Consider the following 26,165-nt stretch of genomic DNA (forward strand, 5'->3'; position numbering starts at 1 on the left):
CAAGGTGAATGCAAGCAATTTGCCCAGCTTGCGGGCATAGGGCGCCGCATTGCACGGCGCCCTTGTCAGGCTCAGCCGAGCTTGGCGAGCTGCGCCTTCAGTTGCGCGAGCTTGGTCGAGAGCTCGGCCACGAGCGCCTTGTCCTTCTCCACCAGATGGGCCGGTGCTTTGTCGATGTAACCCGGCTTTTCCAGCTTGGCGACCATCTTGCCAAGGCCATCCTCGGTCTTGGCAATTTCGCGCGCCAGCCGCGCGGCCTCCGCCTCGCGGTCGACTTCGACCTTGAGCATCAGCCGTGTGCTGCCGGCCACGGCCACCGGGGCGTCGTCGTCCGGCAGCGTCGCGACCACATGCACTTCGGACAGCTTGGCCAGCGATTTCAGGTACTCGGCAAAGCGCGCCAGCTCAGCACCGCCCTCGACATACAGTGGTACCTTCTGCGACGGCGCCAGGCCCATCTCGGCCCGCAGGTTGCGCGCAGCAAAGGCCAGCGCCTTCAGCTCGTCGACCACCGAGCTCGACGCGGCGTCGAGCTTGCCCTCGTCGGCGAGCGGCCAGGCGGCCACCATGATGGAGTCGCTGTCCTTCTTGCCGGCGAGCGGCGCCACCACCTGCCACAGCTCCTCGGTGATGAAGGGCATGATGGGGTGGGTGAGGCGCAGGATCACTTCCAGCACGCGGATCAGCGTGCGGCGGGTGGCGCGCTGCTGCGCCTCATTGCCGGTCTGCACCGACACCTTGGCGAGCTCGATATACCAGTCGCAGTATTCGTTCCAGACGAACTCGTAGATCGCCTGCGCGGCCAGGTCGAAGCGGAAGGTGTCGAGCGCCAGCGTGACGGCCTGCTCGGCTTCCTGCAGCCGGCTGATGATCCAGCGATCGGCGAAGCCGTAGTCGAGTTCGGCACCGGCCGCGAGGCCGCAATCCTTGTCCTCGACATTCATCAGCACGAAGCGGGTGGCGTTCCACAGCTTGTTGCAGAAATTGCGATAGCCCTCGCAGCGCTTCTGGTCGAAGTTGATCGAGCGGCCCAGCGAGGCCAGCGAGGCAAAGGTGAAGCGCAACGCGTCGACGCCATAGGCTGGAATGCCTTCCGGAAATTCCTTCTCGGTCTTCTTGGCCACCTGCGGTGCCTTTTCCGGGCGGCGCAGGCCAGAGGTGCGCTTTTCCAGCAGTGGCGCCAGCGCGATGCCGTCGATCAGGTCGACCGGATCGAGCACGTTGCCCTCGGACTTGCTCATCTTCTTGCCTTCGCCGTCGCGCACCAGCCCATGCACGTAGACGTGCTTGAACGGCACCTGACCGGTGAAGTGCGTGGTCATCATGATCATCCGGGCCACCCAGAAGAAGATGATGTCGTAGCCGGTGACCAGCACGCTGGAGGGCAGGAAGGCCTTCAGTTCGTTGGTGGCGTTGGGCCAGCCCAGGCTGGAGAACGGCACCAGCGCCGAGCTGAACCAGGTATCGAGCACATCGTCGTCACGGCGCAGCGCCTTGCCGCCGGATTGCGCCAGCGCCTCGGCCTCGGTGCGCGCCACGTAGCAGCGGCCTTCGTCGTCGTACCAGGCCGGGATCTGGTGGCCCCACCACAGCTGACGACTGATGCACCAGTCCTGGATGTTGTTGAGCCAGGCGTAATAGGTGTTCACCCAGTCGCCCGGTACGAACTGCACTTCGCCGTTCTGCACCACTTCCAGCGCCTTCTGGGTGATGCTCTTGCCGGTGGCCTCGTCCGGCTTGCTCATCGCCACGAACCACTGGTCGGTCAGCATGGGCTCGATCACGGTGCCGGTGCGGTCGCCACGCGGCACCATCAGCTTGTGTTTCTTGGTCTCCAGCAACAGGCCCGCTGCTTCCAGATCCGCCAGGATGGCCTTGCGCGCATCGCGCGTGGAGAGACCGGCGTAGGCGGCGGGCAGGGCGATCGAATCGTGAGCGCTGCCGTCGAAACCGAACACCTGCGCCTGCGGCAGGATGGTGGCGGTGAGGCTCATCACGTTGACGAGGCGGGTGTCGTGGCGCTTGCCGACCTGATAGTCGTTGAAGTCGTGCGCCGGCGTGATCTTGACGAAGCCGGTGCCGAATTCCTTGTCGACGTAGTCGTCGGCGATCACCGGGACGGTGCGGCCGGTGAGCGGCAGCTCGAGCTGCTTGCCCAGCAGGTGCTGATAGCGCTCATCACCTGGGTTGATCGCCACGGCGACGTCGCCCAGCAGCGTTTCCGGGCGGGTGGTGGCAACGATGACGAACTCATCGCTCCCCACCACTGGATACTTGATATGCCACATGTGGCCATCTTCTTCCTCGCTGACCACTTCGAGGTCCGAGACGGCGGTGCCGAGCACCGGATCCCAGTTCACCAGCCGCTTGCCACGATAGATCAGGCCCTGTTCGAACAGGCGCACGAATACTTCGGTCACGCTGCCCGACATCTTGTCGTCCATCGTGAAGTATTCGCGGCCCCAATCGACCGAGGCGCCCATGCGGCGCATCTGGCCGGTGATGGTGTCGCCCGATTGCTTTTTCCAGTCCCACACTTTCTCGATAAAGGCCGGGCGGCCCAGGTCATGGCGGCTGATGCCCTGCGCGTCGAGCTGACGCTCGACGACGATCTGCGTGGCGATGCCGGCATGATCGGTGCCCGGCAGCCACAGCGTGTTGTCGCCGCGCATCCGGTGGTAGCGCGTCAGGCCATCCATGATGGTCTGGTTGAAGGCGTGGCCCATGTGCAGCGTGCCGGTCACGTTGGGCGGCGGCAGCTGGATGGCGAACGACGGTGCCGACAGATCCATGCTGGGGCTGAAGTAGTTCGCGCCTTCCCAGCGCGGGTACCAGTTCGCCTCGATGGCGGCAGGTTCAAAGCTCTTGGCGAGTTGGTCGAGTGCGGTGCTCATGGGCAACGGAGGCAGAATCAAGGGAAACCGCGAATTATACCGGCAAGCGGCGTCTGCCGGTCCGGCGCACGCCGTTGTGGGCATTGGGTATGGACTTGTCGGCGGGTTCCTACGCGTGTTTGTCGTTTTTCCTATGGTTTTATTCAGTTTGGGACCAAGATAATGAAAGTCCTCACGCCATCCATCCAAGGAGCATTGCCATGAGCGAAAAGCTGAAAGCCGATCAGGACGTCCTCTTGGGCGACTTGCGCAACGTGATTGCCGACACCGAAGTCATGCTCAAAGACGTGGCGCAGGCCGGTGGCGCAGAAGCGCAGGCGCTGCGCGAGAAGATTTCCGCCAATCTGTCTGCCGCCAAGACCAAGCTGATCGAAACCGAGCAATTGGTGGCGGAGAAGGCGCGCGTTGCCGCCAAGGCGACGGATGAGTATGTGCACGAGCACCCATGGACCTCGATCGGCGTCGCCGCCGGCGTGGGTTTTCTGTTGGGCCTGTTGGTCTCGCGCCGTTAAATCGCCAGGGCGACGGCATGCCGTCGCCCACTGCCTTCCTGGGAAACGATGTCCGATTCCACTTCGTCACCGCGCCCGCTGCACCGGCTGGCCGCAGCCATCGTCGGTTTGCTGCATGCGCATCTCGGCATCTTCAGCATCGAGCTGGAGGAGGCGCGCGAGCGCGTGTTGCGCACGCTGATCCTTGGCGTGTTTGGCGCCGGCCTGCTGCTGCTGTGCCTCGTCTCCTTTGCCTGGGCGCTGGTGCTCTACCTGCCGCACACGTCTCGCATTGCGATGCTGGCGATCTTTGGTGCCGTGTTCCTGCTCTGCGGTGGCATCTGCCTCTGGCTGGCATGGCGCGGCGTGGCTCGTGGCCCGCAGCCGTTTGCCGCTACGCTGGAAGAGCTGCGGCGTGATCGGGAGCGCCTGCTATGAGCCGGGAAACCCGTATGAGCCGGGATGCTCGCAAGCAGCTGCTGCGGCTGGAGGCCGAGATGCACAGGCTGGAGTTGTCCGCATCGCTGTCCGATCTACGCCAGCCCTTCGTTGCAGCTCAGCACGGCAGCTGGCTGTTGCGGCTGATCCAGCAGCCGGGCGACTGGATGGGCATGCTGTCCGGCCTGCTGGCCAGCGGCAAGTTCGCCCAGGTATCGCGGCTGCTGCCGTTGGCGATGGGTGCGTGGAAGATTGCGCGCTTATTCCAGCAGTTCCTGCGCCGCCGTCGCGCCAAGGCGGACTGAGCCGCATCAGCAGCGCCATGCAAACAGCCCACCATCCGGTGGGCTGTTTGTTTTGCTACCTAGTCGATCAGGCCCTGACGCCGCAGCTCGTTGTTGACGAGCTCCGCCACGCGCGGTGCGAACTTCGCTTCGAGCTCGTGGCTGATCTGGGTGGCGAGGGTGGTGGCCGCCTCGGTGTAGAGCGCACTCATCAGCGTCTTGAAATGCTGGCGTGACAGCCGGTCGACCTCCATCGCGATATCCACCGCCAGATGTGCTGCCACGCCGGCGGTGAGTTCGGCCACCGCGGCTTCGTCGAGCTTGGGCGGTGGCGGAGGCAGTGTCGGCTCCGGCGCCGGCTGCTCCGGCAGCGCGTCCGGCTCGATCGCCAGCGGCTCGGGCTCGATCGAGGCGTCCCCAAGCGTGTTGACTATGGCGGGCTCGATCTCATTGCTGTGTGCCGCTTCATCGACATGGGCGTCGAGATGCAGCTCGATATGCGGATCATTGCCGAGCGCGATATGCAGTTCGTCGTCGGCCGGCTGCTGTGCCTCCGCCCGGCGGTTGAATTCGGCCAGCACGCTGGACAAATCGGAGTCCGGCGCGACAATGCTGACGGCTTCGACGGCTTCGACGGCTTCGACGGCTTCGACGGCTTCGACGGCTTCGACGGCTTCGACGGCTTCGACGGCTTCGTCAGGCTGCGCCGGCTCCAGCTCCAGATCGAGCCGGCGTGGTGGTGCCGCATGTTCCACCTCGTCGAAACGCAACGTTGCGGTCGGCGCGGGCGGCGGCTGTTCGGGCTGACGGGCACTCGCTGGTGCGGGCAGCAGGAAGCTCTCTTCCTCCTCCCAGCGCAGCCCGGATGATGAAGCGGTCGACGTGGTCGTACCGCTGGGCATGACGGTTTCGCTGCTGCCGAACGGCGGCGCCTCGGTGACGAGGGCATCAAGATCGAGCAGCGGCAGGTCGAGGAAAATTTCCTCCACTGCGGGCGCGCGTGGCGGCTGCGGCGCCTGGGCCGGCGCGGCTGTGGTCGGCAGTACTGGTGGCGGGCGATGAAATTCGTCCGGATCGAACAGCAACGCCTCGGATTCGCCGGCCGGCTGCGGCGCCGGTTCGGCAATCGCGGGGGCTGCGGTTACGGCCTGCACCGGCTCGTCGATCACATCCTCGAGTACCGGGATGTCATCGACCGCCTCGGTCAGTACCGGGATGTCGTCCAGCGCGTCGGTCAGCACGGGGATGTCGTCGTCGTTGCCGGGGCGGTTGCCACCGCGGTGGCGCGCCATCAGCGCATCCATCTTGTTGAACAGCGGGCTGACGCTTTCTTCTTCGCTCATGGCGTCTCGCTTCGCGCTGCGGCAAGGTCCAGCATGTCGATGGCACTGGGCGTGATGCCCAGCGCGGCATAGGCGCGCCAACGCTCGCGGGCGCGGTTGCGGTTGGCATCGTCGCGGTCGACGATCTCGAAGATCCGCCCCTGGCGCAGCGCTTCAGGCGGTGGCGCATCGGTCCAGTTGAACAGTGCGGCGCGCGGCTGCATCAGGTCGTCGCGATGATCGACCACGATGGGGGTGCGGGCGGCGAGCGCGTCGTCGGCGGCACAATGCGGCAGGAAACCCGTTTGCGGGATTTCCCACAACAATCGGTCCAGTGCGGCGCTGCCATTGGCGTCACGCGCCAGCACGTTGATCTCGATCCGTTGCGCCAGCGCCTTGCCGATCAGCTGGCAGAGCGCCTGCTCGCGGCTCTTCACATTGAAATAGAAGGTGACCACGGCGCTCATGCGTGGGCGAATCCGCGTCGTGTCACGCTCACTGCTTGCCCTTCTTCACAGCGGCGCGACGGGTCAGGAAATCCAGCAGCAGCGGCACCGGGCGGCCGGTGGCGCCCTTGGCCGCGCCGCTCTTCCAGGCGGTACCTGCGATATCGAGGTGGGCCCAGCGGTAGTCCTTGGTGAAGCGGGCGAGGAAGCAGGCGGCGGTGACCGAGCCGGCGGGGCGACCGCCGATATTGCCCATGTCGGCGAAGTTGGATTTGAGCTGTTCCTGGTAGTCGTCCCACAGCGGCAGGCGCCAGGCCTTGTCGCCGGTGTCGTCGGCGGACGCCAGCAGTTCGGCGGCCAGTGCTTCATCGTTGGCGTAGAGCCCGGTGGCAACGTGGCCGAGCGCGATGATGCAGGCACCGGTCAGCGTGGCGATGTCGATCACCGTTTCCGGTTCGAAGCGTGCGGCGTAGGTCAGCGCATCGCACAGGATCAGCCGGCCTTCGGCGTCAGTGTTCAGCACCTCGATGGTGAGGCCCGCCATGCTCTTGACGATGTCGCCCGGCTTGTTGGCGTTGCCGGCCGGCATGTTCTCGCACGTGGGGATGATGCCGACGATGTTGATCGGCAGCGCCAGCGCGGCTGCAGCCTGCAGCGTGCCGAGCACGGTGGCGGCACCGCACATGTCGTACTTCATCTCGTCCATGCCTTCGCCCGGCTTGAGCGAGATGCCGCCCGAGTCGAAGGTGATGCCCTTGCCGACCAAGGCGATGGGCTTGGCGCCTTTCTTGCCACCCTTGTATTCGAGCACGATCAGCTTGGGCGGCTCGACCGAACCCTTGGCCACCGACAAGAAGGAGCCCATGCCCAGCGCTTCGAGCTCGGGCTGGTCCAGTACCTGCACCTTCAGCTTGTGCGACTTGCCGAGCCGTACCGCTTCCTCGGCGAGGAAGGTCGGGGTGCAGACGTTGCCGGGCAGGTTGCCGAGCTGGCGTGTCAGGTTCATGCCCTGGCCAAGCGCCTGACCACGGGCGACACCGGCTTCCAGTGCGGCGGCATCGGCTTTCTTGCCGGTGGAAAAATTCACGCGGGCGAGTGCCGAACGCGGTTCGGGCGAGGATTTGAAATCGTCGAAGCGATAGCTTTCGAACACCAGAGCCTGAGCGAAGGCGGCGGCGAGTTCGTCGGCGGCTACACCCTTGGGCAGCGCCGCGGCGATGTCGGCGCTGCTGCCCTTGGCGGCCAGCAGCGCGCGCGCTGCGCCGCTCGCTGCCTGCCGCACGGCCGCGGCGTCGATCGATTCACCGAGCTGCACGATGATCAGCCGCACGAGCCGGCCGGCCAGCGTGGCATGGCTGCTTGCCACCGAACCGGCCTTCGCGGCGAGCTCGCCGGCAGCGAGCAGTGAGGAGATGGTGCCACCGATGGCTGCGTCGAGCTTGGCGTAGGCCCCCGGCAGGGCGTTGCCACTCACGGTCAGGACCAGGCTGTCGCCGGTGGCTTTTTCGGGGGCGAGGCTATTTATGCTAAATTCCACGGCGAATCTCCTGGTGCTGAGCGGTGTCATCGATGGCACGGCAAGGCCGTGCGGGTGTGCCGCCACGGCTGCCTGACGATGACTTACAAGGTTCGCCCGATTATTTCCCAGCCCCCCGCGCAAGTCAAAAACGCATGCTCTTTCGCAAAAGCCTGATCCACGAGATGTCCTGGGTGGCGCTCGCGGTGTTTACCGTGATGCTGCTCCTGGTGATGACGACGCAGATCGTGCGCTTCCTGGGCCAGGCGGCGATCGGCGCGCTGTCGTCCGGCGCAGTCTGGGCCATGATGGGCTTCACCTCGATCCGCTACCTGCCGGTGTTGTTCTCGCTGATGCTGTTCGCTGCCGTGCTGTCGGTGATGATGCGGCTGTGGCGCGACAACGAGATGGTGATCTGGTTTGCCAGCGGCCGCTCGATCAAGAGTTTCATCGCGCCCATCCTCGAATTCGCCATTCCCATCGTGCTCCTGATCGCCGGGCTGGCGCTGTTCGTCTCGCCGTGGGCGATGAAGGAAGGCGACGAATTCCGCCGCGAATCGCTGGCCCGCCAGGAGGTGACCCAGGTTGCGCCGGGCGTGTTCCGCGAATCGCGAGGCTCGGACCGCGTCTACTTCGTTGAAAACTTCGGCGACAACGCTTCGGGCAGCAACGTGTTCGTGCAACTGAAGCGCGACGACAAGATCTCGGTCATCCTCGCCGAACGCGGCGGGCTGACGCTCGGCGCCGATGGTGAGCGCTGGCTGTGGCTGGCGGACGGCCGGGCCTATTCGGGCAAGCCGGGCACGCAGGAATTCGAGGTGCTCAACTTCAAAAAGGCCAACCTCTTGGTGGAGTCGAACGAGCGCACAGCCAGCAGCACCTCGACGCGGGCGACGCAAAGCCATGACCTGTGGGGCAGCAGCGAGCTGGAGCACCAGGCAGAGCTCGCCTGGCGGCTGGCGCTGCCGATCTCGGCGCTGATCCTCACGCTGGCCGCGCTGCCGCTGGCGTTCTTCAACCCGCGTGGCGGGCGGGCGTTCAACCTGTTGTTCGCTGCCTTCCTCTACTTCTTCTATTACAACTGCATCAACCTGTTCCAGGTGTGGATCGCCACCGGCAAGATACCGGTGTGGCTGGGCATGTGGCCGCTGCATGGCGCCGCTGCGCTGCTCACGGTCTGGCTGTTCCGTTGGCGTGGCCGGGTGAGGGCGCGTTGATGAGCCTGCTCGCTCGCTATTTCTTCAAGGAGCTCACCGTCTTCGTGCTGTTCACGCTGGCGGGTCTGCTCGGGCTCTACACCTTTTTCGACCTGATTGCCGAATTGTCGGATGTGGGCAAGGAAGGCTACCGGCTGGTCGATGCGGTGATCTTCGTGTTGCTGCGCGCGCCGGGCAATGCCTACGAGCTGATGCCGATTGCGGTGCTGATCGGCGCGATCTTCGCGCTGGCGAGCCTGTCCGGCCATTCGGAACTCACGGTGATGCGCGCGGCCGGCGTATCGGTGCGCCGCCTGCTGGTGTGGCTGCTGCTGACTGGTGCCGTCTACTCTGCGGCGACGGTGGCGCTGGGCGAATTCGTGGTACCGCAGGCCGAACGCTGGGCCAATCAGCACCGCTTGTCGGCGACAAAGAAGATGCTGGTCGGCGAGTTCCGCTCCGGTGTCTGGGTGAAGGACGAGCGCCAGATCGTCAACATCGGCGAGATGCTGCCCGACCTCACCATCCTCGGTGTGCGCATCTACGAGTTCGGCGACAAGCTGGCGCTGAACCGCATCGTGGAAGGCCAGATGGGGCGCTATCAGGACAATGGCCGCTGGCGACTGGAAACGGCGCGCGAAACGCGGTTTGGCAAGGACCTGCAGGCGGTCGACGTCGTCACCCCGAGCAGCATCGAATGGAAGACCTCGATCACGCCGGAAATGCTGGCGGTGTTGCTGGTGTCGCCCGATCAGATGTCGGCGCAGGCGCTCTACAGCTACATCGATCACCTCGAACGCAACAAGCAGGACACCAGTCGCTACCAGTTGGCGCTGTGGGGCAAGTTGTTCTACCCGCTTGCCTGCCTGTCAATGATGGTGATCGCGCTGCCGTTCGCACAGGGGCAACGTCGCTCGGCTAACGTGGGCACGCAGCTGTTCATCGGCATCCTGGCGGGGCTCGCCTTCCACTTCCTCAACCGGGTGGTGGTGTTCCTTGGCCAGCTCAACCAGTGGCCGGCGCCGTTGGTCGTGTCGATCCCGACGCTGCTGTTCATGGTGCTTGCCGTCGTGCTGCTTTGGCGGCAAGAACGCCGCTGACCCTCAATCCGCATCTGGAGTCCGCAGTGCATATCCTGCTTACCGGCGGCGCCGGCTATATCGGCTCGCATACCTACGTCGAACTCGTCGCCGCCGGCTTCACGCCGGTGATCTTCGACAACTACAGCAACAGCAAGCCCGAGGTGCTGGCGCGCCTGGCGACCATCACCGGCAAGCCGGTGGCCTTCGTGCACGGCGACATCCGTGATCGCGCGGCGCTCGATGCAGTGTTCCGCGAGTACCGCTTCCAGGCCGTGGTGCATTTCGCCGGGCTCAAGGCCGTGGGCGAATCGGTGGCCAAGCCGGTCGCGTATTACGACAACAACTTCGTCGGTACCGTGCGCCTGCTGGAGGCGATGAGCGCGGCGGACGTGAAGCAGCTGGTGTTCTCGTCGTCGGCCACCGTTTATGGCGATCCGGCCTCGGTGCCGATCCGCGAGGATTTCCCGCTGTCGGCAACCAACCCCTACGGCCGCTCCAAGCTGATGATCGAGGATATGCTGCGTGACCTCTATCGCAGCGACAGCGGCTGGGATCTCGCGATCCTGCGTTACTTCAACCCGGTCGGCGCGCACGACAGCGGCCTGATCGGCGAGGACCCGCAGGGCATTCCCAACAACCTGCTGCCCTTCGTGGCCCAGGTCGCGGTCGGCAAGCGCGCTGAGTTGTCGGTGTTCGGTGGTGACTACCCGACGCCCGATGGCACCGGCGTGCGCGACTACATCCACGTGGTCGACCTCGCCCGTGGCCATGTGAAGGCGCTGGAAAAGCTGGTGACCCGGCCTGGCTGCTTCGCCGTCAACCTGGGCACCGGCCACGGCTATTCGGTGCTCGACATGGTCAAGGCCTTCGAGGTGGCCAGTGGCCGGCCGGTGCCGTACCGCATCGTCGACCGGCGTCCGGGTGACGTGGCGAGCTGCTACGCCGAGCCGGCGCACGCCGCCGATTTCCTCGGCTGGCGTGCCGAGAAGGACCTTGCTGCCATGTGTGCCGACAGCTGGCGCTGGCAGAGCGGCAACCCGAACGGCTACGGCGACTGAATCAGAACACGTAGCCGTAGCGCAGCGTGACGAACTCGATGCCGGGATTCGGCGTATCGATATAGGCGTTGGAATAGTGCATGGCCTCGAGCGCGAGCTCGTGCCGGCCATCGAGACGGCAGCCCAGCGCCAGTCGGTTCACGAACTGAAAATAGGTGCTGAAGCGGCGTTTTTCGGTCACCTGCAGGTCGGATAGCAGGCTGGCGCCCAGGCCATACTCGGCATAGGGCTGGCAGGCCCAGTCGTCGGCCAGCGTGTAGCGCAGCACCGGCGTGATGGCGGGCACCCAGTTGCTGTGTCCGTCGAGCTGCCAATGCGACAGTGACAGGTCGAGCTGCAGGCTGAGTCGCTTGCTGGGCAGCCATTCGGGCTGCCAGCTGCGGCGCCAGGCCAGTTGCTGCAGCTCGCCGCCATCCTTGCCGTCGTGCCGGATCGAGGCGCCGAGGTTGAGCTGCAGCAGGTCTTCGGCGTGGCCGGGCTGGGCGAGCGCCAGCCACGCGATCCATCCCAGTCCGCGACACTTCATGACGCTGCTCCTGGGTTTATCTTCTTGTCATGAACTCATGCTAGCCACTCCGGCGATGATTCAAAGGCGCCGGGTCTGCAGGTATGCTTACGGGGCGCCGGACGGCGCATACATGGATCGCATCGATGCAAACAGACGAAATCGTCCAGTGGTTCCGCCAGGCTGCACCCTACATCCACGCCTTTCGCGGCCGCACCTTCGTGATCGCGCTCGGTGGCGAGGTGGTGCGCGATGGACGCTTCGTCACGCTGACCCATGACATCAACCTGCTGACTAGTCTTGGTGTGCGTCTGGTCGTGGTGCACGGCGCACGGCCGCAGATCGAGACCCGCATGGGCGAACGCGGGCTCGACGTGCGCTACCACAAGGGTTTGCGCGTCACTGACGCCGAAACGCTGGAGTGCGTGATCCAGGCGGTCGGCCAGGTGCGGGTCGAGATCGAATCGCTGTTGTCGATGGGGCTCGCCAATTCGCCGATGGCCAACGCCGATATCCGCGTCTCGGCCGGCAATTTCATCACTGCGCAGCCCATGGGGGTGCGCGACGGCATCGACTTGATGTACACCGGCGAGGTGCGCAAGGTCGACACCACGGCCATCAACTACCGGCTCGACGACGGCGAGATGGTCTTGTTGTCGACGCTGGGCTACTCACCGACCGGCGAGGTGTTCAACCTGCCGCTGGAGGATGTGGCCACCAGCGCGGCGATCGCACTCAAGGCCGACAAGCTGCTGTTCCTGTCCGAGCACGACGGCGTGTTCAGCCCGGAGGGCGAGATGCTCACCGAGCTCACTGCGCTGGAGGCCGAGCAGTTGCTGGCGCGCTGCGACAAGCAGCCCGAGGACATCCGGCTCTACCTGCCGTGCGCGATCCGGGCGGTGCGCCAAGGTGTGCTGCGGGCGCACCTGGTCAGCCACCATGTCGACGGCGGATTGCTGATGGAGCTGTTCACCCGCGACGGGATCGGCACCATGATCTCGCGCGAATCACTCGAGACCTTGCGCCAGGCCACCATTGACGATGTCGGCGGCCTGCTTGCCTTGATCGAGCCGCTGGAGGACCAGGGCGTGCTGGTCAAGCGCGGCCGCGAGCTGATCGAGCGCGAGATCTATCGCTATTCGGTGCTGGAGCACGATGGCAAGATCATCGGCTGCGTCGCCATCCATCCGTTTCCGGAAAGTCGCATGGCCGAGCTCGCCTGTCTCGTGATCGACCCGGATTATCGGGATGCCGACCGCGGCGCCACGCTGTTGCGCCACGTGGAGCAACAGGCGCGTACACTGGGGATGGCCCAGTTGTTCGCCCTGACCACGCGTACCAGCCACTGGTTCGTCGAACGTGGTTTCGTGCAAGGCTCGGTCGACGAACTGCCGATCGAGAAAAAGCAGCTATACAATTACCAACGGCGTTCCAAGGTGTTCATCAAGACGCTGAGGCGTTGACCGCCACAGGAGAGGGCGCCGCGCACGCGAGGTCGGCGAGCGGTGCCGGTGGCGCCGGCGCAACATGCCGCGCGGCCGATTGCAGGACCACACCGATTACAAGAGGAGGCCGTGCCGCTGCCCAGGTGGCGAGCCAGACCCGATGCGTCTCATCCCCGTGCCCGCTTCCCTGCGTACCCGGCTGATCGTCGCCAGCGTGCTGGTGCAATGCACGATCCTCGCCTTTCTGTTGTTCAACACCTCGCGCATCTGGTCCGAGACCACTGCGCTGTCCACCGCCTCGCGCGTCGAGGAACTTGGCCGGCTGCTCAATGCCGCGCTGTCCGGGCCGCTTGCCAACAACGATTTCGCCAAGGCCGCCGAGCTGATCGACACGCTGCGCGCCCCCGAGGGCATCGACTACCTGGTGTTGTACGACAACCGGCGCAACGTGGTCGCCAGCCGTGGCTGGGACATCGCGCAGACGCTGCCGTCGCCTACCCCGCTGACGGGGCTGCGCGACATTCCGCCGATGATCCATGCCCGGATGCCGGTGCAGTACGGTGGCGAAACATTGGGTGAACTGCATTTCGGCATCACCACCGGCATCATGCGCGAGGCCATCGACCGGCTGACGCTGCAGAACGCCACCACCATCATCGCCGGCATCGTCGTCTCGGTGCTGCTGATGGCAGGGCTCGGCGTCTGGCTGACCCGGCGGCTGTACCAGTTGATCGGCGCGGCCGAGGCGGCGGCCACCGGCGACTACGCTGCGCTGCCTGAACCTGTGGGCAGTGACGAGGTGGCACAGCTCACCCGGCGCTTCAATGAGATGGCGAGCTCGATCCGCGAGCGCATCGAGGCGATGCGGCACAACGAGGAAAAATTCCACGCCATCGCCGACTACACCTATTCGACCGAATTGTGGCTGGACCCGGAAGGCAAGCTGGTGTGGGTGAATGCCTCGGTCACGCGTTTGTCCGGCTATGCGGTGGCCGAGTGCATGCGCCTGGGCGATTTTCCGCTGTCGCTGGCCAGCCCCGAGGAGCGGATGCGGCTGACCGAGGCGTTCGACCGTGCGCTGCTGGAGCGCTCGTCGGTGCAGGATTTCGAATTCCGCGCGGTGCGGCGCGACGGCAGCCTGTTCTGGGCGTCGGCCTCATGGCAGCCGATCTACGACAGCAACGGTGTCTACCTGGGCCTGCGTGCATCGATCCGCGACAACTCCGAGCTGAAGGACGACCGGCTGGCGTTGAGGAAGGCGGTGATCGAGCTGCGGCAGATCCAGGCGCTGGGCCAGAGCTACCTGCAGCGTGCCGAGGCCGAGCGCGCGCGTCTCAATGCGCTGTTGTCGGCGATGCGCTTCGGCGTGCTGTTCGTCGACCACGACAACCGGGTGATCTTCCACAACCCGGCGTTCTGCGCGCTATGGGCCATTCCGTTATCGGTGTCGATCATCGACAAGCCGATCGGCCAGGTGCTGCAGCATGCCGAGAACCGCCCGGCCATCGGCGACATCGTGGCGCACTACCTGCAGGAATCGGCGCTGGCCGACGAGCGCGTCGACTACGGCGAACTGACGATGAACGACGGCCGGGTACTGACACAGCAGTGCTATCGCGTCGGCGGCGGCAGCGATCGTGGCCGGATGTGGGTGTACGAAGACGTGACGCAGGAGCGCATCCTTGCCGAGCGCATGATCAACCTGGCCGAGCGCGATGCGCTGACCGGGCTCTACAACCGCCACCGCTTCCAGCAGGAGCTGGAGCGCATGGTGTCCGAGGCGGACCGCCGCCAAGCGTCGATGGCGCTGCTGTTCTTCGATCTCGACGAGTTCAAGCACGTCAACGACACCTTCGGCCACGGCATCGGCGACGAGCTGCTCAAGGCCATCGCCCGCGAGATCGGCGGCCAAGTGCGCCGGCACGAGGTGCTGTCGCGGCTGGGCGGCGACGAGTTCGCCATCCTGGTGCCGGACTGTACTGAGTTCGAGGTCGGCAAACTCGCCGAGCGCATCGTCGCCAGCGTGTCGCAGATCCAGTTCAACATCGACGGCCATGTGCTGCGGCCGTCGTCGTCGGTGGGCGTTGCCATGTTCCCGCAGCATGCCAACAACGCCGCCGAACTGGTGGCGCACGCCGATTCGGCGATGTACCAGGCCAAGTCCGCCGGCAAGTCGACCTGGCGGTTGTACCGCCCCGATGCCGACCTGTCGCGCAGCGCCCTCACCCGGCTGTCGTGGAAGGACCGCATCGTCGAGGCACTGGAAACCGATGGCTTCGAGCTGCACTTCCAGGGTATCTACGATGCCAAGACCCGCGAGCTGGTGCACCTGGAAGCGCTGCTGCGGATGAAGGACGTGCAGAACCCGGGCAGCCTGGTGATGCCGGGGCACTTCATCCCGCACGCCGAGAAGACCGGCAAGATCGTCGACATCGATCGCTGGGTGATCAAGCGCACCATCGAGTTGTTGGCGCTGCGCCCCGAGGTGTCGATCGCCATCAATGTCTCCGGCCGGTCGTTCGACGAGCCGGAGCTGCCCGAATTCATCAATCGGTTGCTGATCCTGCATCGTGTCGATCCGCGGCGATTGCTGGTCGAGTTGACCGAAACGGCGGCAGTGTCCGATCTTTCCGATGCGCAGCGCTTCATCGATGCGTTGCGCGCCACCGGCTGCACTGTCTGTCTCGACGATTTCGGCAATGGCTTCGCCTCGTTTGCCTACCTGAAGCAGCTGAAGGCCGACATCCTGAAGATCGACGGCTTCTTCGTGCGCGACCTGCCCAATGACCGCGACAGCCAGGTGTTCGTGCGTGGCATGGTGGACATGGCGCATGCGATGGACAAGACCACCATTGCCGAATTCGTCGAGAACGAGACCATCTACAACATGCTGGTCGAATTCGGCGTCGATCTGGTGCAGGGCTATTACCTCGACAAGCCGCATCGTGACCACCCTGGCCTGCTGGCGGCCGGGGCCGAAGCCTGAGGAGCAAGCATGGCATTCCAGAATCCCAGTGACGACGAGATCCGCGCGCTGCTCAAGCGGGTGAAGCGCATTGCCGTGGTCGGTCTGTCGCCGAACGAGGCGAGGCCGAGCTTCGGGGTGTCGCAGTTCATGCAGCGCGCCGGCTACGGCATCGTGCCGGTGCGCCCGCATGTGACCGAGGTGCTGGGCGAGCCGGCCTATGACCAGCTCGCCGACGTGCCGGACAGCGTCGATCTGGTAAACGTGTTCCGCCGCGCCGAGGAGATTGATGCGGTGGTCGACGAGGCGATCCGGCTCAAGCTGCCGGCGGTGTGGATCCAGCTTGGCATCGTCAATGAAGCGGCTGCCCAGCGTGCGGTTGCCGCTGGCCTGACCGTGGTGATGGATCGCTGCATCAAGATCGAGTACCTGCGGCTGATGCTGTGAGGCGCCGCCGGCTTGTCGCGACGGCGACAGGCGTTTAGCCTTGTAGCCGAAGCGATCCACAGAGAGTGCAATGAACCTGAGCTTTACCAAGATGCAGGGCCTGGGCAACGATTTCATCGTGCTCGACGGCGTGCGCCAAACCCTCAGCCTCGATACCGAAACCGTGCAGCGGCTCGGCGATCGCCACTTTGGCATCGGTTTCGACCAGTTGCTGCTGGTTGAGCCACCGGCCGATCTGGCACACGATTTCCGCTATCGCATCTTCAATTCCAGCGGCGAGGAGGTCGAGCAGTGCGGCAATGGCGCGCGCTGTTTTGCGCGCTTTGTCCACGACCAGGGCCTGACCACCAAGACCGAAATCGCCGTCGAGACGGCGCGCGGCGTGATCTATCCCAAGCTTGAGGCGAACGGGGAGGTGACGGTCGACATGGGTCCGCCGGCGCTGCTGCCGGCCGAGGTGCCGTTCGTGGCCGATGCCGATGCCGTCATCCATCCGCTCGAGGTGGGTGGCCGCAGTGTCGACATCACCGTGGTGTCGATGGGCAATCCGCATGCAGTGCAGGTGGTCGACGATGTCGACACCGAGCTGGTGCAGACACTTGGTCCGCTGATCGAGCGGCACGCGCGCTTTCCGCGCAAGGTGAACGCCGGCTTCATGCAGATCGTCGGCCGCGACGAGATCCGGCTGCGCGTATACGAGCGCGGCGCCGGCGAAACGCTGGCCTGCGGCACTGGTGCTTGCGCCGCCGTGGTGGCGGGCATCCGTCGCGGTTTGCTGGGCGATACCGTGCGCGTGCACACCCGTGGTGGCGATCTCACCATCCGCTGGCAGGGCAGCGATGCGCCGGTGCTGATGACCGGGCCCGCCGTCACCGTCTTTCAAGGCCATATCCAGATCTGAGGGAAACACCATGCAGGCAGAGGACATCCTGGGCTGGCTGAAACAGAATCCGGCGTTCTTCGACGATTACGCGGATGAAGTGGCCGATATCTACGTGCCGCATTCGCACCGTGGCCAGGCCGTTTCGCTGGCCGAACGCCAGCTGTTGACGCTGCGCGACAAGAACCGCGCGCTGGAAGGCCGGCTCACCGAGCTGCTGCAGTTCGGCGAGGACAACGACGTGATCTCGGAGCGGCTGCACAAGCTCACCGTCGACCTGATCCAGGCCGAAGATCTGCCCGGCGTGATCGGCACATTGGAATACCACCTGCGCGAGCGCTTCCACGTGCCGCATGTCGCGATCCGGCTGTGGCTGCCGTCCGATTCGGGGCTGCGCGAGTTCGAGCCGGTGGGCGAGGGCGTGGTCAAGCTGGCGCAGAACCTGGTTTCGCCGTATTGCGGCCCCTATGTCACCGACGAGGTGCTGGCCTGGTTCGACGATGCCGGCCCTGCGCTCAAGTCGTTCGCCCAGTTTGCATTGCGCACCGGCGAAGAGCCGTTCGGCGTGCTGGTGCTGGCGAGCGAGGACGAAAACCGCTTCTACCCGGACATGGGCACGCTGTATCTGCAGCGGTTGTCCGACATCGTCTCGGCCACGGTGCTGCGGCTGGCGCCGACCACGGCACGGGTCGAGGTCGAGGAACTGCCGGCCGAGGTCGGCGACTGAGCTTGCCATGGATGACGCACTGGCCCACTTCGCCCGCTACCTCGCGGGCGAACACACGGCGTCCCACCACACCCGCAAGGCCTATGGCGACGACGTGGCCCGGCTGGTGCGCTATGCCAAGGACAAACCGCTCGATGCGCTGACGCCGACCGAGGTGCGCGGTTTCGTGCGGCAGATGCGCTCCGGCGGCTTGTCGCCGGTCAGCATCGCCCGGGTGCTGTCCGCTTGGCGTACCTTCTACAAGATCATGCAGCGCGACCTGGGCTGGACGGCCAGCCCGCTTGCCGGCATCCGCCCGCCCAAGCGCGCGCAGCGGCTGCCGTCGGCAATGACGGTCGACGCTGTCAGCGCCTTGCTCGACGGCATGCCGGATGACGAGCCGTTGTCCTGTCGCGACAAGGCGATATTCGAATTGGCGTATTCGTCGGGCCTGCGCGTTTCGGAGCTGGCCAACCTGACGCTGACCGAGCTCGATCTCGACCATGGCCTTGCCCGCGTGACCGGCAAGGGCAACAAGACCCGCATCGTGCCGGTGGGCAGCGTCGCCGTGGAGGCGCTGCGGCGCTGGCTGCTGATCCGCCCGCAACTGGCGCGTGGCGATGTGTTGACGGTGTTCGTCGGGAAGACCGGGCAGCCGCTTTCCATCGGTGCGATCGAGGGCCGGCTTCGTACCTGGCGCGAGCGGCTCGGCATCGCCGAGCGGCTTTATCCGCACAAGCTGCGCCATAGTTGCGCCACGCACCTGCTGCAAAGCAGCCACGACCTGCGCGCGGTGCAAGAGCTGCTGGGCCATGCCAACCTGTCGACCACCCAGGTCTACACCCATCTCGACTACATGGCGCTAGCGCAGGCCTACGACCAGTTCCACCCGCGCGCCAAGCGCCAGGACGATTGATCAGCTGCCAGGCAGCGCCTTGAGCCGCGCCACCGGCGAGGCGGCAAGATAGCCTGCCTGGGCGATCAACAGCACCCCAGCCACCACCAGACAGCCGATTTCCCCGCCGATGGCCCCCACGCCGGTCGCCAGTGCCGCACCCAGCGGCCGCGCGCCGTAGGTCGCCATGGTGTTGATCGCCGATACCCGGCCGAGCATTGCCAGTGGCGTCACCGCCTGCCGTAGCGTGGTGCCGGCGATGGTCCACAGCACCGAGCCGATGCCGACGAAGAAGAAGCTCGCGCCTGCCAGCCAAGGCGTCGGCCACAGCAGTGTGGCGAGGATGGCCAGCGCCGCAACCACACCGCCTGCTGGCCCCACCAGCAATTGCACCGCCGGGGCCAATCGCCGGCCGATCACGGGTACCAGCAATGCGGATAGCAGCATGCCGGCGCCATAGGCGGCCAGCGTGGCGCCGATGCCGCTGGCGGACAGCCCGAGCACGCGCGCGGCATACGGTACGTAGACGGTCTGCAGCGCGAAGTAGCCGATGTTGAAGATCACCGAGGTGATCAATAGGGGGCGCAGCAGCGGTTGGGTAAAGGCGAACACCGCGCCTTCGCGCAGTTCCTGGCTGAAGTTGCGTCGGGTGCTTGCCGGTGGCGCTTCGGGTAGCCGCCATAGTGCACCAGCGGCACACAGCGACAGCGTGGCGGCCAGCGCATAGGCGGGCGCCGCGCCGGTCGCACCGACCAGCAATCCGGCCAGCGCGGGGCCACCGGTGAGTGCCAGGCTGCGTACCAGCTCGATGCGGCCGTTGGCGCGCGCCAGGTCTTCGCGTGCCACCAGTGCCGGGATCAGCGCCGGGGTGGCTACGCTGTAAGCGACGGCACCGGCGGTGCCGATGAAAGCGAGCAGCGCCAATACTGACAGCGTGAGCCCGCCATGCAGCACCAGCGCCACGATGGCAATGTTGCATGCGGCACGCACCAGTTCGCCCGCCGCCATCAGCCGCCGTCGTGACACCCGGTCGGCCAGCACGCCCAGTGGAATCGACAGCAACAGGAAGGGCAGCGTCTGCGCCAGCTGCAGCAGCCCGGTGCCGGTGACATCAGTGCCCAGCGCCAGCACCGCGATCAGCGGTGCGGCAGCGAGGCCGATCTGCTGGGCGCTCTGTGCAGCGAGGTTGGAGGCGGCAAGGCGGGTGAAGGCGAGTGGCAGTGCGGGCATGGACGGGCAGGCGGACGACGACGGACACTGCAGTGTAACGGCAGCGTCATGGTGGCGCTTCCCGCATCTTGCGCAGTTGCCGGTGGTTTCAGTCCGCCGCGTATTCGAACAGGTCGAAGCCCATCTGCTGCTCGACCAGCCGGGTGGCGCGCACGACTCGTTCGCCCTCGGGCGTGAGCAGCGTCAGTTCGCGCAGCGGTGCGTAGTGGCCCTTGCCGGCAGCGATCAGTGCCGGCTGGTTCAGCGCGGTGATCGGGGGCAGCAGCAGGGCGGTATCGAACTGTGCCTCGGCCGCGGTATGCGGGCGCAGCAGCGCCGCTTCGGCCCGCACCGCCAGGATCTGCAGGCCCATTTCCAGCGCACCGTCCTCGCATTGCTGCAGCCAGCGGATCGCGCCGACCATCCAGCCTTCGCCGCCATGCTGGCGCAGTGCAACGATGTCGCCGGCGTGCAGCCTGCCGGTCGGGGCATCGCGAGTGGTGACGGCATAGCCGCCGGGGCTTTCATTGAGGATGCGCCAAGCCGTGATCTGCGGCAGCGTGCTGAGCCCGATATGGGCAGCGTGTGGATCGAGCACGGCGGCGTGGCCGTTGAGCAGGCTCTGCGCGGTGGCCTTGAGGCCGTGCGCCAGCTCGACATGGGCATCGGTACGCATGCGCTGGAACACCCGCTTGGGCGCGATGCTCCATTGCTTGATCAGCCGGCGCATGGTTTCCATCCACAGCAGCAGCTTGATCCGGTCTCCTGCCATTGGTGCCTTGGCCTCCAGCCCGGCCAGCGCACGATGCAGCTTCTTGCCGAGCTCGATGGTGTCGAGCAGCATGGCCATGCCCTGGTAGTTTTCGACGGCGCGGCTGCCGATGTAGTGCGGCGGTTCATCCACGTCGAGCCGTACCAGGAAGAAGCCGGCGGCGCTGGTCTGCTGGGTGGCCACCGGCTGGAAGTGCGCGTGATGGCCGTAGTTGTCGACTGCGTCGATCACGCGCGACAGCTCGGCCGGTGCGAAGCGCATCGGATCGGCCAGAGACAGCAGCATCAAGCGCTTGTACAGCACGCTGGCGGTGGGGCCGTCGTCGATGCCGCGCGTCTCGTCGAGATAGCGGTTCTCGGCGGCATAGCGGAACAGCTGGTGGCATTCGAACCACAGGCCGGCCGGCATCGCCATGCAGACACGGCTGCTGGTCTGATACAGCCGGTAGTAGAGCGCCAGGATCTGATGCACCAGCTGCGGCGCAAGCTTGTTACTGCCGAACAGGAAGCGCTTTTCCAGCCGCTCCATCAGTGCCACCTTGTAGCCGGTGGCGAGCTCCTGCCACAGGCTGCGCACCAGTAGCGCGGCCTGGCGGGCCTTGTCCTTCAGCGGAAAGCCGGTGGCGTGGTACAGCGCCTCGAAGCCGCCGGCCAGCAGCGCCAGCGCGCTGTGGTATTCCTCCAGCAGCTTGACTCGTATCTCGGCGTCGATGTCCACCCGGTTGCAGCTGGCCAGTGCGTCGAGGATCTGGCGCCCGGCGTCCAGCGGGCTGTTGTTGGGCAAGGCGGCGAGCCAGGCGCGCAGCTCGTGCGGCCGTGTCTCGACGAAGCCGGCGAGCTTGGGATCCTTGGGGGGCAGTTCAAGCGACAGCAACATCATGACCTCTCGCGCCGGCGGCAAGCGCGGCGTCCAGTGCGGCACGGGCAGCGGCGGCCAGGTGGGCGGCTTCGTTGTCCGACAGTGTGTAGGGGGGCATCAGGTAGACGGTATGGCCGATCGGCCGCAGCAGCGCGCCGTGCGCCAGCGCGGCAGCGAAATAAGCCTGGGCGAAGCCGGCTGGCGCATCGGCCACATCGAAGGCCCACACCATGCCGTGATGACGGAAGTGGCGGACCTGTGGGTGGTCGGCCAGTGGGCGGAACAGTGCATCCCAGCGCGCGGCGCGTGCGCGGTTGGCTACGAGCACATCGTCGGCATCGAAGATATCGAGCACCGCCAGCGCGGCGGCGCAGGCCAATGGATTGCCGGTGTAGGAGTGCGAATGCAGGAAGCCGCGTGCCACGTCGTCGTCGTAGAAGGCGGCGTAGATCTCATCGTTGGTCAGCACGGCCGCCAGCGGTAGGAAGCCACCGGTGATGCCTTTGGACAGACAGACGAAATCGGGGCGGATGTCGGCCTGCTCGCAGGCGAGGAAGGTACCGGTGCGGCCGAAGCCGACAGCGATCTCGTCGGCGATCAGGTGCACGCGATAGCGGTCGCACAGCGTGCGGGCACGGGCGAGATAGGCCGGATCGTGCATCGCCATGCCGCAGGCGCCCTGGATCAGCGGCTCGACGATCAGCGCGGCGATCTCGTGGTGATGTTCGGCCAGCAGCGTTTCCAGGCCAGCCGCGGCACGCCCGGCGACATCGGCAGCGCTCTCGCCAAGCCGTGCGTTGCGGGCGTCCGGGCTGGGGGCGGTGAGGCCCGGCTGCAGCAGCGGCGCGTAGGCTTGGCGAAAGACCGGCACATCGGTGACGGCAAGGGCGCCGGCGGTCTCACCGTGATAGCTGCCTGCGAGGTGGATGAAGCGGTGTTTGGCTGGCTCACCCCGGTTACGCCAGTAGTGTGCGCTCATCTTCAGCGCGATTTCGGTAGCAGAGGCGCCATCCGAGGCATAGAAGGCATGGCCAAGACCGGTAAGCGCGGCCAGCCGTTCGGAGAGCTCGACCACCGGCCGATGGGTGAAGCCGGCCAGCATCGCGTGTTCCAGCGTATCGAGCTGGGCGCGGATCGCCGCCTTGATGCGTGGCTCGCCATGGCCGAACAGATTGACCCACCAGCTGGAGATACCGTCGAGATAGCGGCGGCCATCCATATCCACCAGCCAGACCCCGTCCCCGCTTGCGAGCGGGATCAGCGGCAGGCTTTCGTGCCGCTTCATCTGGGTACATGGGTGCCACACTGCAGCGAGGCTGCGAGTGAGCAGGTCGGCGTTGGACATGCGCGAGTCTGACGACATGGGAAGTGGCAACGATTTTGCCAAGTTAAGCCATGTTGCGCCATTGCGGCGCATCTTGCCATGCCGGCTAGGGGTGCATTGGTCGGCTCCGAACGGCAAATTTGGTGGTGTGGTGTCAGCCATTTGCTGACAAGCAGAAAGCTGAAGCTTGCAGGGTTATCCTGCATTGCTGCTGTGGCAGCGCAGGCGCAGCATGTATAGCTACTTCCGGAGAAGCACCATGATCGATTTGCGCAGCGATACCGTAACCCAACCGACCCCGGCGATGCGCCGGGCGATGTCCGAGGCGGAGGTGGGGGACGACTGCTATGGCGACGATCCGACGGTGCTGCGGCTGGAGCAGAAAGCTGCTGGCCTGCTGGGCAAGGCAGCGGCTTTGTTCGTGCCCTCCGGTACCTTCGGCAACCAACTGGCGCTGGCGACACATTGTCAGCCTGGCGACGAGGTCATCGTTGGCGACGATTGCCACATCGTCCAGCATGAGGTCGGCGCGGCCGGGTTGATCGGCGGGGTGCAGCTGCGCACGCTGGATAGCCAACTGGGCGCGCTCGATGCCGAAGCCATCCGCCGCCGCATCCGTATCGGTGACGACATCCATATCCCGCGCACCGGGCTGATCTGCCTGGAAAATGCCCATTCCAACGGCCGGGTGATCCCGCTCGCCGCGATGCGTGATGCCGCCGCCGTGGGGCGTGAACACGGCGTGCCGCTGCATCTGGATGGCGCGCGGATCTTCAATGCAGCAACTGCGCTCGGTGTGGACGCCGCCGAGATTGCGGCGCATGCCGATACGGTGATGTTCTGCCTGTCCAAAGGACTGGCGGCGCCGGTGGGCTCGCTGCTGGCCGGACCGGTCGACTTCATCGCGCGGGCACGCAAGCGGCGCAAGCTGCTGGGCGGTGGCCTGCGCCAGGCCGGGGTACTGGCGGCCCCGGGGCTGATCGCGCTCGACGCGATGCGGCTGCGGCTAGGTGAGGACCACGCCCGCGCCCGCGCGCTGGCGACGTGCCTCGCCGCCTTGCCGGGCATCGAGCTCGACCTGGGAAGCGTCCAGATCAACATGGTGTGGTTCCGCTTCACAAGGGCCGTCGATGAAGTGGCGCTGATGACAGCGCTGGCTGCGGCCGGCATCAAGGCCAATCCGCCCGAGTTTGGCTGGATGCGGCTGGTGACGCACTGGCAGATCGACGATGCCGCGCTCGATACGGTGATCACCGTGCTGGCGAATGTGCTGCGCCGCTGAGCCGGACTTGCCGGCTCCGCTTGCTGGCGTCTAGCTTGGACATGCCAACTACATGGAGGGCAAAGACATGGGCTTGATCATTGCCATACTGGTCGGCGCGCTGATCGGCTGGATCGCCAGCAAGATCATGGGCACCGACAGCCAACAGGGCGCAATCGCCAACATCCTGGTTGGCATCATCGGCTCGGCGCTGGGTTCCTGGCTGTTCGGCTCGGTGCTCGGCATCGGCGCGGCCGGCGCCGCCGGTGGTTTCTCGCTGGCCGGTCTCACCTTTGGTGTGCTGGGCGCCGTGGTGCTGATCTTCATCCTCAAGGCGCTCAAGGTGTTCAAGTAGCCGGTACGCGGTCCGGCTTTCAAATCAACGGCCGGGTTGCTACCATTGCGCGTTTGAACCTGGGGTGCCCGGCCATGTATAAGTGCTTGTTTTCCCTGATGCTTGTTGCCAGCGTCGCCCAGGCGGGACGCATCCTGCCGCCGCAAGGCACGTATGGCGAGCTGTCGCTTTACAGCCCGACCACGCGCGAGGCCAAGATCGACGACAAGAAGTACACGCTGGCCCCAGGCCTGCGCGTGCTCGGCACGCAGAATACACTGCTGATGCCGGCCGCGATTCCACAGAAAGCCTATGTCTGGTACCAGATCGAGGGCAACACCGGCTTCCTGTGGCGGATGTGGATCCTCACCGAAGCCGAGTATCAGCAGTACAAGCACATGGCCAAGCCCACGCCGACACCCACTCCCGCGCCGACCGCAACGCCGACGCCCACTTCCAGCAATTGATTCCTGAAGTTAGCCATGAGCAAGAAAGTATTCATCAAGACCTTCGGCTGCCAGATGAACGAGTACGACTCGGACAAGATGGTGGATCTGTTGAACGCAACCGAAGGGCTGACCAAGACCGACGATCCGGCCGAGGCCGACGTCATTCTGTTCAACACCTGTAGCGTGCGCGAAAAGGCGCAGGAAAAGGTGTTCTCCGATCTGGGCCGTGTGCGCGAGCTCAAGCTTGCCAACCCCAATCTGGTGATCGGCGTCGGCGGCTGCGTTGCCTCGCAGGAAGGCGATGCCATCGTCAAGCGTGCACCCTACGTGGACGTGGTGTTCGGCCCGCAGACGCTGCACCGCCTGCCCGAGCTGATCGCCAGGAAGCGCCAGACCGGCAGCGCCCAGGTCGATATCTCCTTCCCGGAGATCGAGAAGTTCGACCATCTGCCACCCGCGCGTGTTGAGGGCGCCACCGCCTTTGTCTCGATCATGGAAGGCTGTTCCAAGTTCTGCAGCTTCTGCATCGTGCCGTATACCCGCGGCCAGGAAGTGAGCCGTCCGTTCGAGGATGTGCTGGCCGAAGTGGCCGGGCTCGCGCAGCAGGGCGTGAAGGAAGTGACGCTGCTCGGCCAGAACGTGAACGCCTATCGCGGCCGGATTCTGGACGGTGAGGACGACGACATCGCCGACTTCGCCATGCTGCTCGAATACGTGCATGAAGTGCCCGGCATTGAGCGTATCCGCTATACCACCAGCCACCCGCGCGAGATGACGCAGCGCATCGTCGATTGCTATCGCACACTGCCCAAGCTGGTGTCGCACCTGCACCTGCCGGTGCAGAGTGGCTCTGATCGCACCCTCGTCAACATGAAGCGCGGCTATACCTCGCTCGAATACAAGAGCCTGGTGCGCAAGCTACGCGATGCCCGGCCGGATATCTGCCTCTCAAGTGACTTCATCGTCGGCTTCCCCGGCGAGAGCGACGACGATTTCGAACGCACCATGAAGCTGATCGAGGACGTGCAGTTCGACGCGAGCTTCAGCTTCATCTACAGCGAGCGCCCCGGCACACCGGCGGCCGACCTGAAGGACGATGTGCCGGCCGAGGTGAAATCGGCCCGGCTGATGCGCCTGCAAAAACGCATCGACGAGCTCGCCAGCGAAGTGAACCGCTCCATGGTCGGCACCGTGCAGCGTGTGCTGATCGAAGGCCATGCGCGCAAGAACGCCGAGGAGCTGGCGGGCCGCACCGACAACAACCGCATCGTCAACTTCGCCGGCCCGGCACGTCTGATCGGCCAGTTTGCCGAGGTGATCGTCACCGAAGCCTTGCCGCACAGCCTGCGCGGCGAGATCCTGACCCGCGAAACCGTCACCCACTGAGG

24 protein-coding genes are annotated in these 26,165 nt (G+C 65.5%); 16 read left to right on the forward strand and 8 right to left on the reverse strand.

Annotated features, from left to right (window positions below; translation table 11 throughout):
* Nucleotides 1–71: 71 nt before the first annotated feature.
* The gene (locus tag FLM21_RS03645; protein ID WP_148714266.1) at nt 72–2,894 is read right to left on the reverse strand and encodes a valine--tRNA ligase; all 2,823 of its coding nucleotides are present in this window, start codon (nt 2,892–2,894) and stop codon (nt 72–74) included.
* Between the two features lie 200 nt (nt 2,895–3,094).
* On the opposite strand from FLM21_RS03645, the gene FLM21_RS03650 reads away from it, so the two are divergent.
* Genes FLM21_RS03650 through FLM21_RS03660 form a run of 3 tightly spaced genes read left to right on the forward strand, consistent with a single transcriptional unit; the run spans nt 3,095 to nt 4,128 of the window.
* A complete protein-coding gene (locus FLM21_RS03650; protein WP_148714267.1) occupies nt 3,095–3,406 on the forward strand; it encodes an ElaB/YgaM/YqjD family protein in 312 nt (103 codons plus the stop codon).
* A gap of 48 nt (nt 3,407–3,454) precedes the next feature.
* Nucleotides 3,455–3,823, forward strand: a complete 369-nt coding sequence (locus FLM21_RS03655) for a phage holin family protein (RefSeq protein ID WP_148714268.1) — start codon at nt 3,455–3,457, stop codon at nt 3,821–3,823.
* A gap of 14 nt (nt 3,824–3,837) precedes the next feature.
* Nucleotides 3,838–4,128 carry a hypothetical protein gene (locus tag FLM21_RS03660; protein WP_148714269.1) on the forward strand — a complete coding sequence of 97 codons (291 nt, stop codon included), beginning with the start codon at nt 3,838–3,840 and terminating at the stop codon, nt 4,126–4,128.
* A gap of 59 nt (nt 4,129–4,187) precedes the next feature.
* On the opposite strand, the gene FLM21_RS20735 is transcribed toward FLM21_RS03660, so the two are convergent.
* Genes FLM21_RS20735 through FLM21_RS03675 form a run of 3 tightly spaced genes read right to left on the reverse strand, consistent with a single transcriptional unit; the run spans nt 4,188 to nt 7,412 of the window.
* Nucleotides 4,188–5,450 (reverse strand): hypothetical protein, encoded by a 1,263-nt coding sequence (locus tag FLM21_RS20735; protein WP_187360069.1) that lies wholly within the window; start codon nt 5,448–5,450, stop codon nt 4,188–4,190.
* Nucleotides 5,447–5,896 (reverse strand): DNA polymerase III subunit chi, encoded by a 450-nt coding sequence (locus FLM21_RS03670; RefSeq protein ID WP_148714270.1) that lies wholly within the window; start codon nt 5,894–5,896, stop codon nt 5,447–5,449. The genes FLM21_RS20735 and FLM21_RS03670 overlap by 4 nt, the downstream gene beginning before the upstream one ends.
* A gap of 28 nt (nt 5,897–5,924) precedes the next feature.
* Entirely contained in the window at nt 5,925–7,412 is a 1,488-nt protein-coding gene (locus FLM21_RS03675) for a leucyl aminopeptidase (RefSeq protein ID WP_246120814.1), read from the reverse strand.
* Nucleotides 7,413–7,546: 134 nt separating this feature from the next.
* On the opposite strand from FLM21_RS03675, the gene lptF reads away from it, so the two are divergent.
* From lptF to galE, 3 genes are read left to right on the forward strand one after another with little or no spacing between them, the layout of a single operon-like run.
* The gene (lptF, locus tag FLM21_RS03680; protein WP_187360070.1) at nt 7,547–8,608 is read left to right on the forward strand and encodes an LPS export ABC transporter permease LptF; all 1,062 of its coding nucleotides are present in this window, start codon (nt 7,547–7,549) and stop codon (nt 8,606–8,608) included.
* Complete coding sequence (lptG, locus tag FLM21_RS03685; RefSeq protein WP_148714273.1) at nt 8,608–9,687, forward strand: LPS export ABC transporter permease LptG; 1,080 nt, start codon at nt 8,608–8,610, stop codon at nt 9,685–9,687. The genes lptF and lptG overlap by 1 nt, the downstream gene beginning before the upstream one ends.
* 26 nt (nt 9,688–9,713) lie before the next feature.
* A complete protein-coding gene (gene galE / locus FLM21_RS03690) occupies nt 9,714–10,727 on the forward strand; it encodes a UDP-glucose 4-epimerase GalE (protein ID WP_148714274.1) in 1,014 nt (337 codons plus the stop codon).
* A 1-nt stretch (nt 10,728) separates the two neighbouring features.
* On the opposite strand, the gene FLM21_RS03695 is transcribed toward galE, so the two are convergent.
* Nucleotides 10,729–11,253 (reverse strand): acyloxyacyl hydrolase, encoded by a 525-nt coding sequence (locus tag FLM21_RS03695; protein WP_148714275.1) that lies wholly within the window; start codon nt 11,251–11,253, stop codon nt 10,729–10,731.
* Nucleotides 11,254–11,378: 125 nt separating this feature from the next.
* On the opposite strand from FLM21_RS03695, the gene argA reads away from it, so the two are divergent.
* The 6 genes from argA to FLM21_RS03725 all read left to right on the forward strand — a co-directional run bounded on the left by argA (nt 11,379) and on the right by FLM21_RS03725 (nt 18,591).
* A complete protein-coding gene (gene argA / locus FLM21_RS03700) occupies nt 11,379–12,695 on the forward strand; it encodes an amino-acid N-acetyltransferase (RefSeq protein ID WP_148714276.1) in 1,317 nt (438 codons plus the stop codon).
* Between the two features lie 142 nt (nt 12,696–12,837).
* On the forward strand, nt 12,838–15,663 hold the full coding sequence (locus FLM21_RS03705; RefSeq protein WP_187360071.1) for an EAL domain-containing protein: 2,826 nt from the start codon (nt 12,838–12,840) through the stop codon (nt 15,661–15,663).
* Between the two features lie 9 nt (nt 15,664–15,672).
* Complete coding sequence (locus FLM21_RS03710; protein ID WP_148714278.1) at nt 15,673–16,089, forward strand: CoA-binding protein; 417 nt, start codon at nt 15,673–15,675, stop codon at nt 16,087–16,089.
* A 70-nt stretch (nt 16,090–16,159) separates the two neighbouring features.
* Complete coding sequence (gene dapF / locus FLM21_RS03715) at nt 16,160–16,990, forward strand: diaminopimelate epimerase (protein ID WP_148714279.1); 831 nt, start codon at nt 16,160–16,162, stop codon at nt 16,988–16,990.
* Between the two features lie 10 nt (nt 16,991–17,000).
* Nucleotides 17,001–17,696, forward strand: coding sequence for a DUF484 family protein (locus FLM21_RS03720; RefSeq protein ID WP_148714280.1), 696 nt, complete (start codon nt 17,001–17,003; stop codon nt 17,694–17,696).
* A 7-nt stretch (nt 17,697–17,703) separates the two neighbouring features.
* Complete coding sequence (locus FLM21_RS03725) at nt 17,704–18,591, forward strand: tyrosine recombinase XerC (RefSeq protein WP_148714281.1); 888 nt, start codon at nt 17,704–17,706, stop codon at nt 18,589–18,591.
* Here the strand turns inward: FLM21_RS03725 and FLM21_RS03730 are convergent, their stop codons facing one another.
* The 3 genes from FLM21_RS03730 to FLM21_RS03740 form a co-directional block, all read right to left on the reverse strand.
* Nucleotides 18,592–19,800, reverse strand: coding sequence for an MFS transporter (locus tag FLM21_RS03730; RefSeq protein WP_148714282.1), 1,209 nt, complete (start codon nt 19,798–19,800; stop codon nt 18,592–18,594).
* Nucleotides 19,801–19,888: 88 nt separating this feature from the next.
* Nucleotides 19,889–21,430: a cyclic-di-GMP receptor FimW-related protein gene (locus tag FLM21_RS03735; RefSeq protein ID WP_148714283.1), complete on the reverse strand. Its 1,542-nt coding sequence runs from the start codon at nt 21,428–21,430 to the stop codon at nt 19,889–19,891.
* Nucleotides 21,411–22,754 (reverse strand): adenosylmethionine--8-amino-7-oxononanoate transaminase, encoded by a 1,344-nt coding sequence (locus FLM21_RS03740; RefSeq protein ID WP_148714284.1) that lies wholly within the window; start codon nt 22,752–22,754, stop codon nt 21,411–21,413. Before FLM21_RS03740 ends, FLM21_RS03735 begins: the two co-directional genes overlap by 20 nt.
* Before the next feature lie 238 nt (nt 22,755–22,992).
* Here FLM21_RS03740 and FLM21_RS03745 point away from each other — a divergent pair, with 238 nt between their 5' ends.
* From FLM21_RS03745 to miaB, 4 genes are all read left to right on the forward strand, one after another.
* Nucleotides 22,993–24,015, forward strand: a complete 1,023-nt coding sequence (locus tag FLM21_RS03745; protein WP_148714285.1) for a threonine aldolase family protein — start codon at nt 22,993–22,995, stop codon at nt 24,013–24,015.
* Between the two features lie 67 nt (nt 24,016–24,082).
* On the forward strand, nt 24,083–24,349 hold the full coding sequence (locus FLM21_RS03750) for a GlsB/YeaQ/YmgE family stress response membrane protein (RefSeq protein ID WP_148714286.1): 267 nt from the start codon (nt 24,083–24,085) through the stop codon (nt 24,347–24,349).
* Nucleotides 24,350–24,423: 74 nt separating this feature from the next.
* Nucleotides 24,424–24,795, forward strand: a complete 372-nt coding sequence (locus FLM21_RS03755; RefSeq protein WP_148714287.1) for a hypothetical protein — start codon at nt 24,424–24,426, stop codon at nt 24,793–24,795.
* A 15-nt stretch (nt 24,796–24,810) separates the two neighbouring features.
* Complete coding sequence (gene miaB / locus FLM21_RS03760) at nt 24,811–26,163, forward strand: tRNA (N6-isopentenyl adenosine(37)-C2)-methylthiotransferase MiaB (RefSeq protein ID WP_148714288.1); 1,353 nt, start codon at nt 24,811–24,813, stop codon at nt 26,161–26,163.
* Nucleotides 26,164–26,165 lie beyond the last annotated feature (2 nt).

This window comes from Chitinolyticbacter meiyuanensis, assembly GCF_008033135.1.
Classification (GTDB): Bacteria; Pseudomonadota; Gammaproteobacteria; order Burkholderiales; family Chitinibacteraceae; genus Chitinolyticbacter; species Chitinolyticbacter meiyuanensis.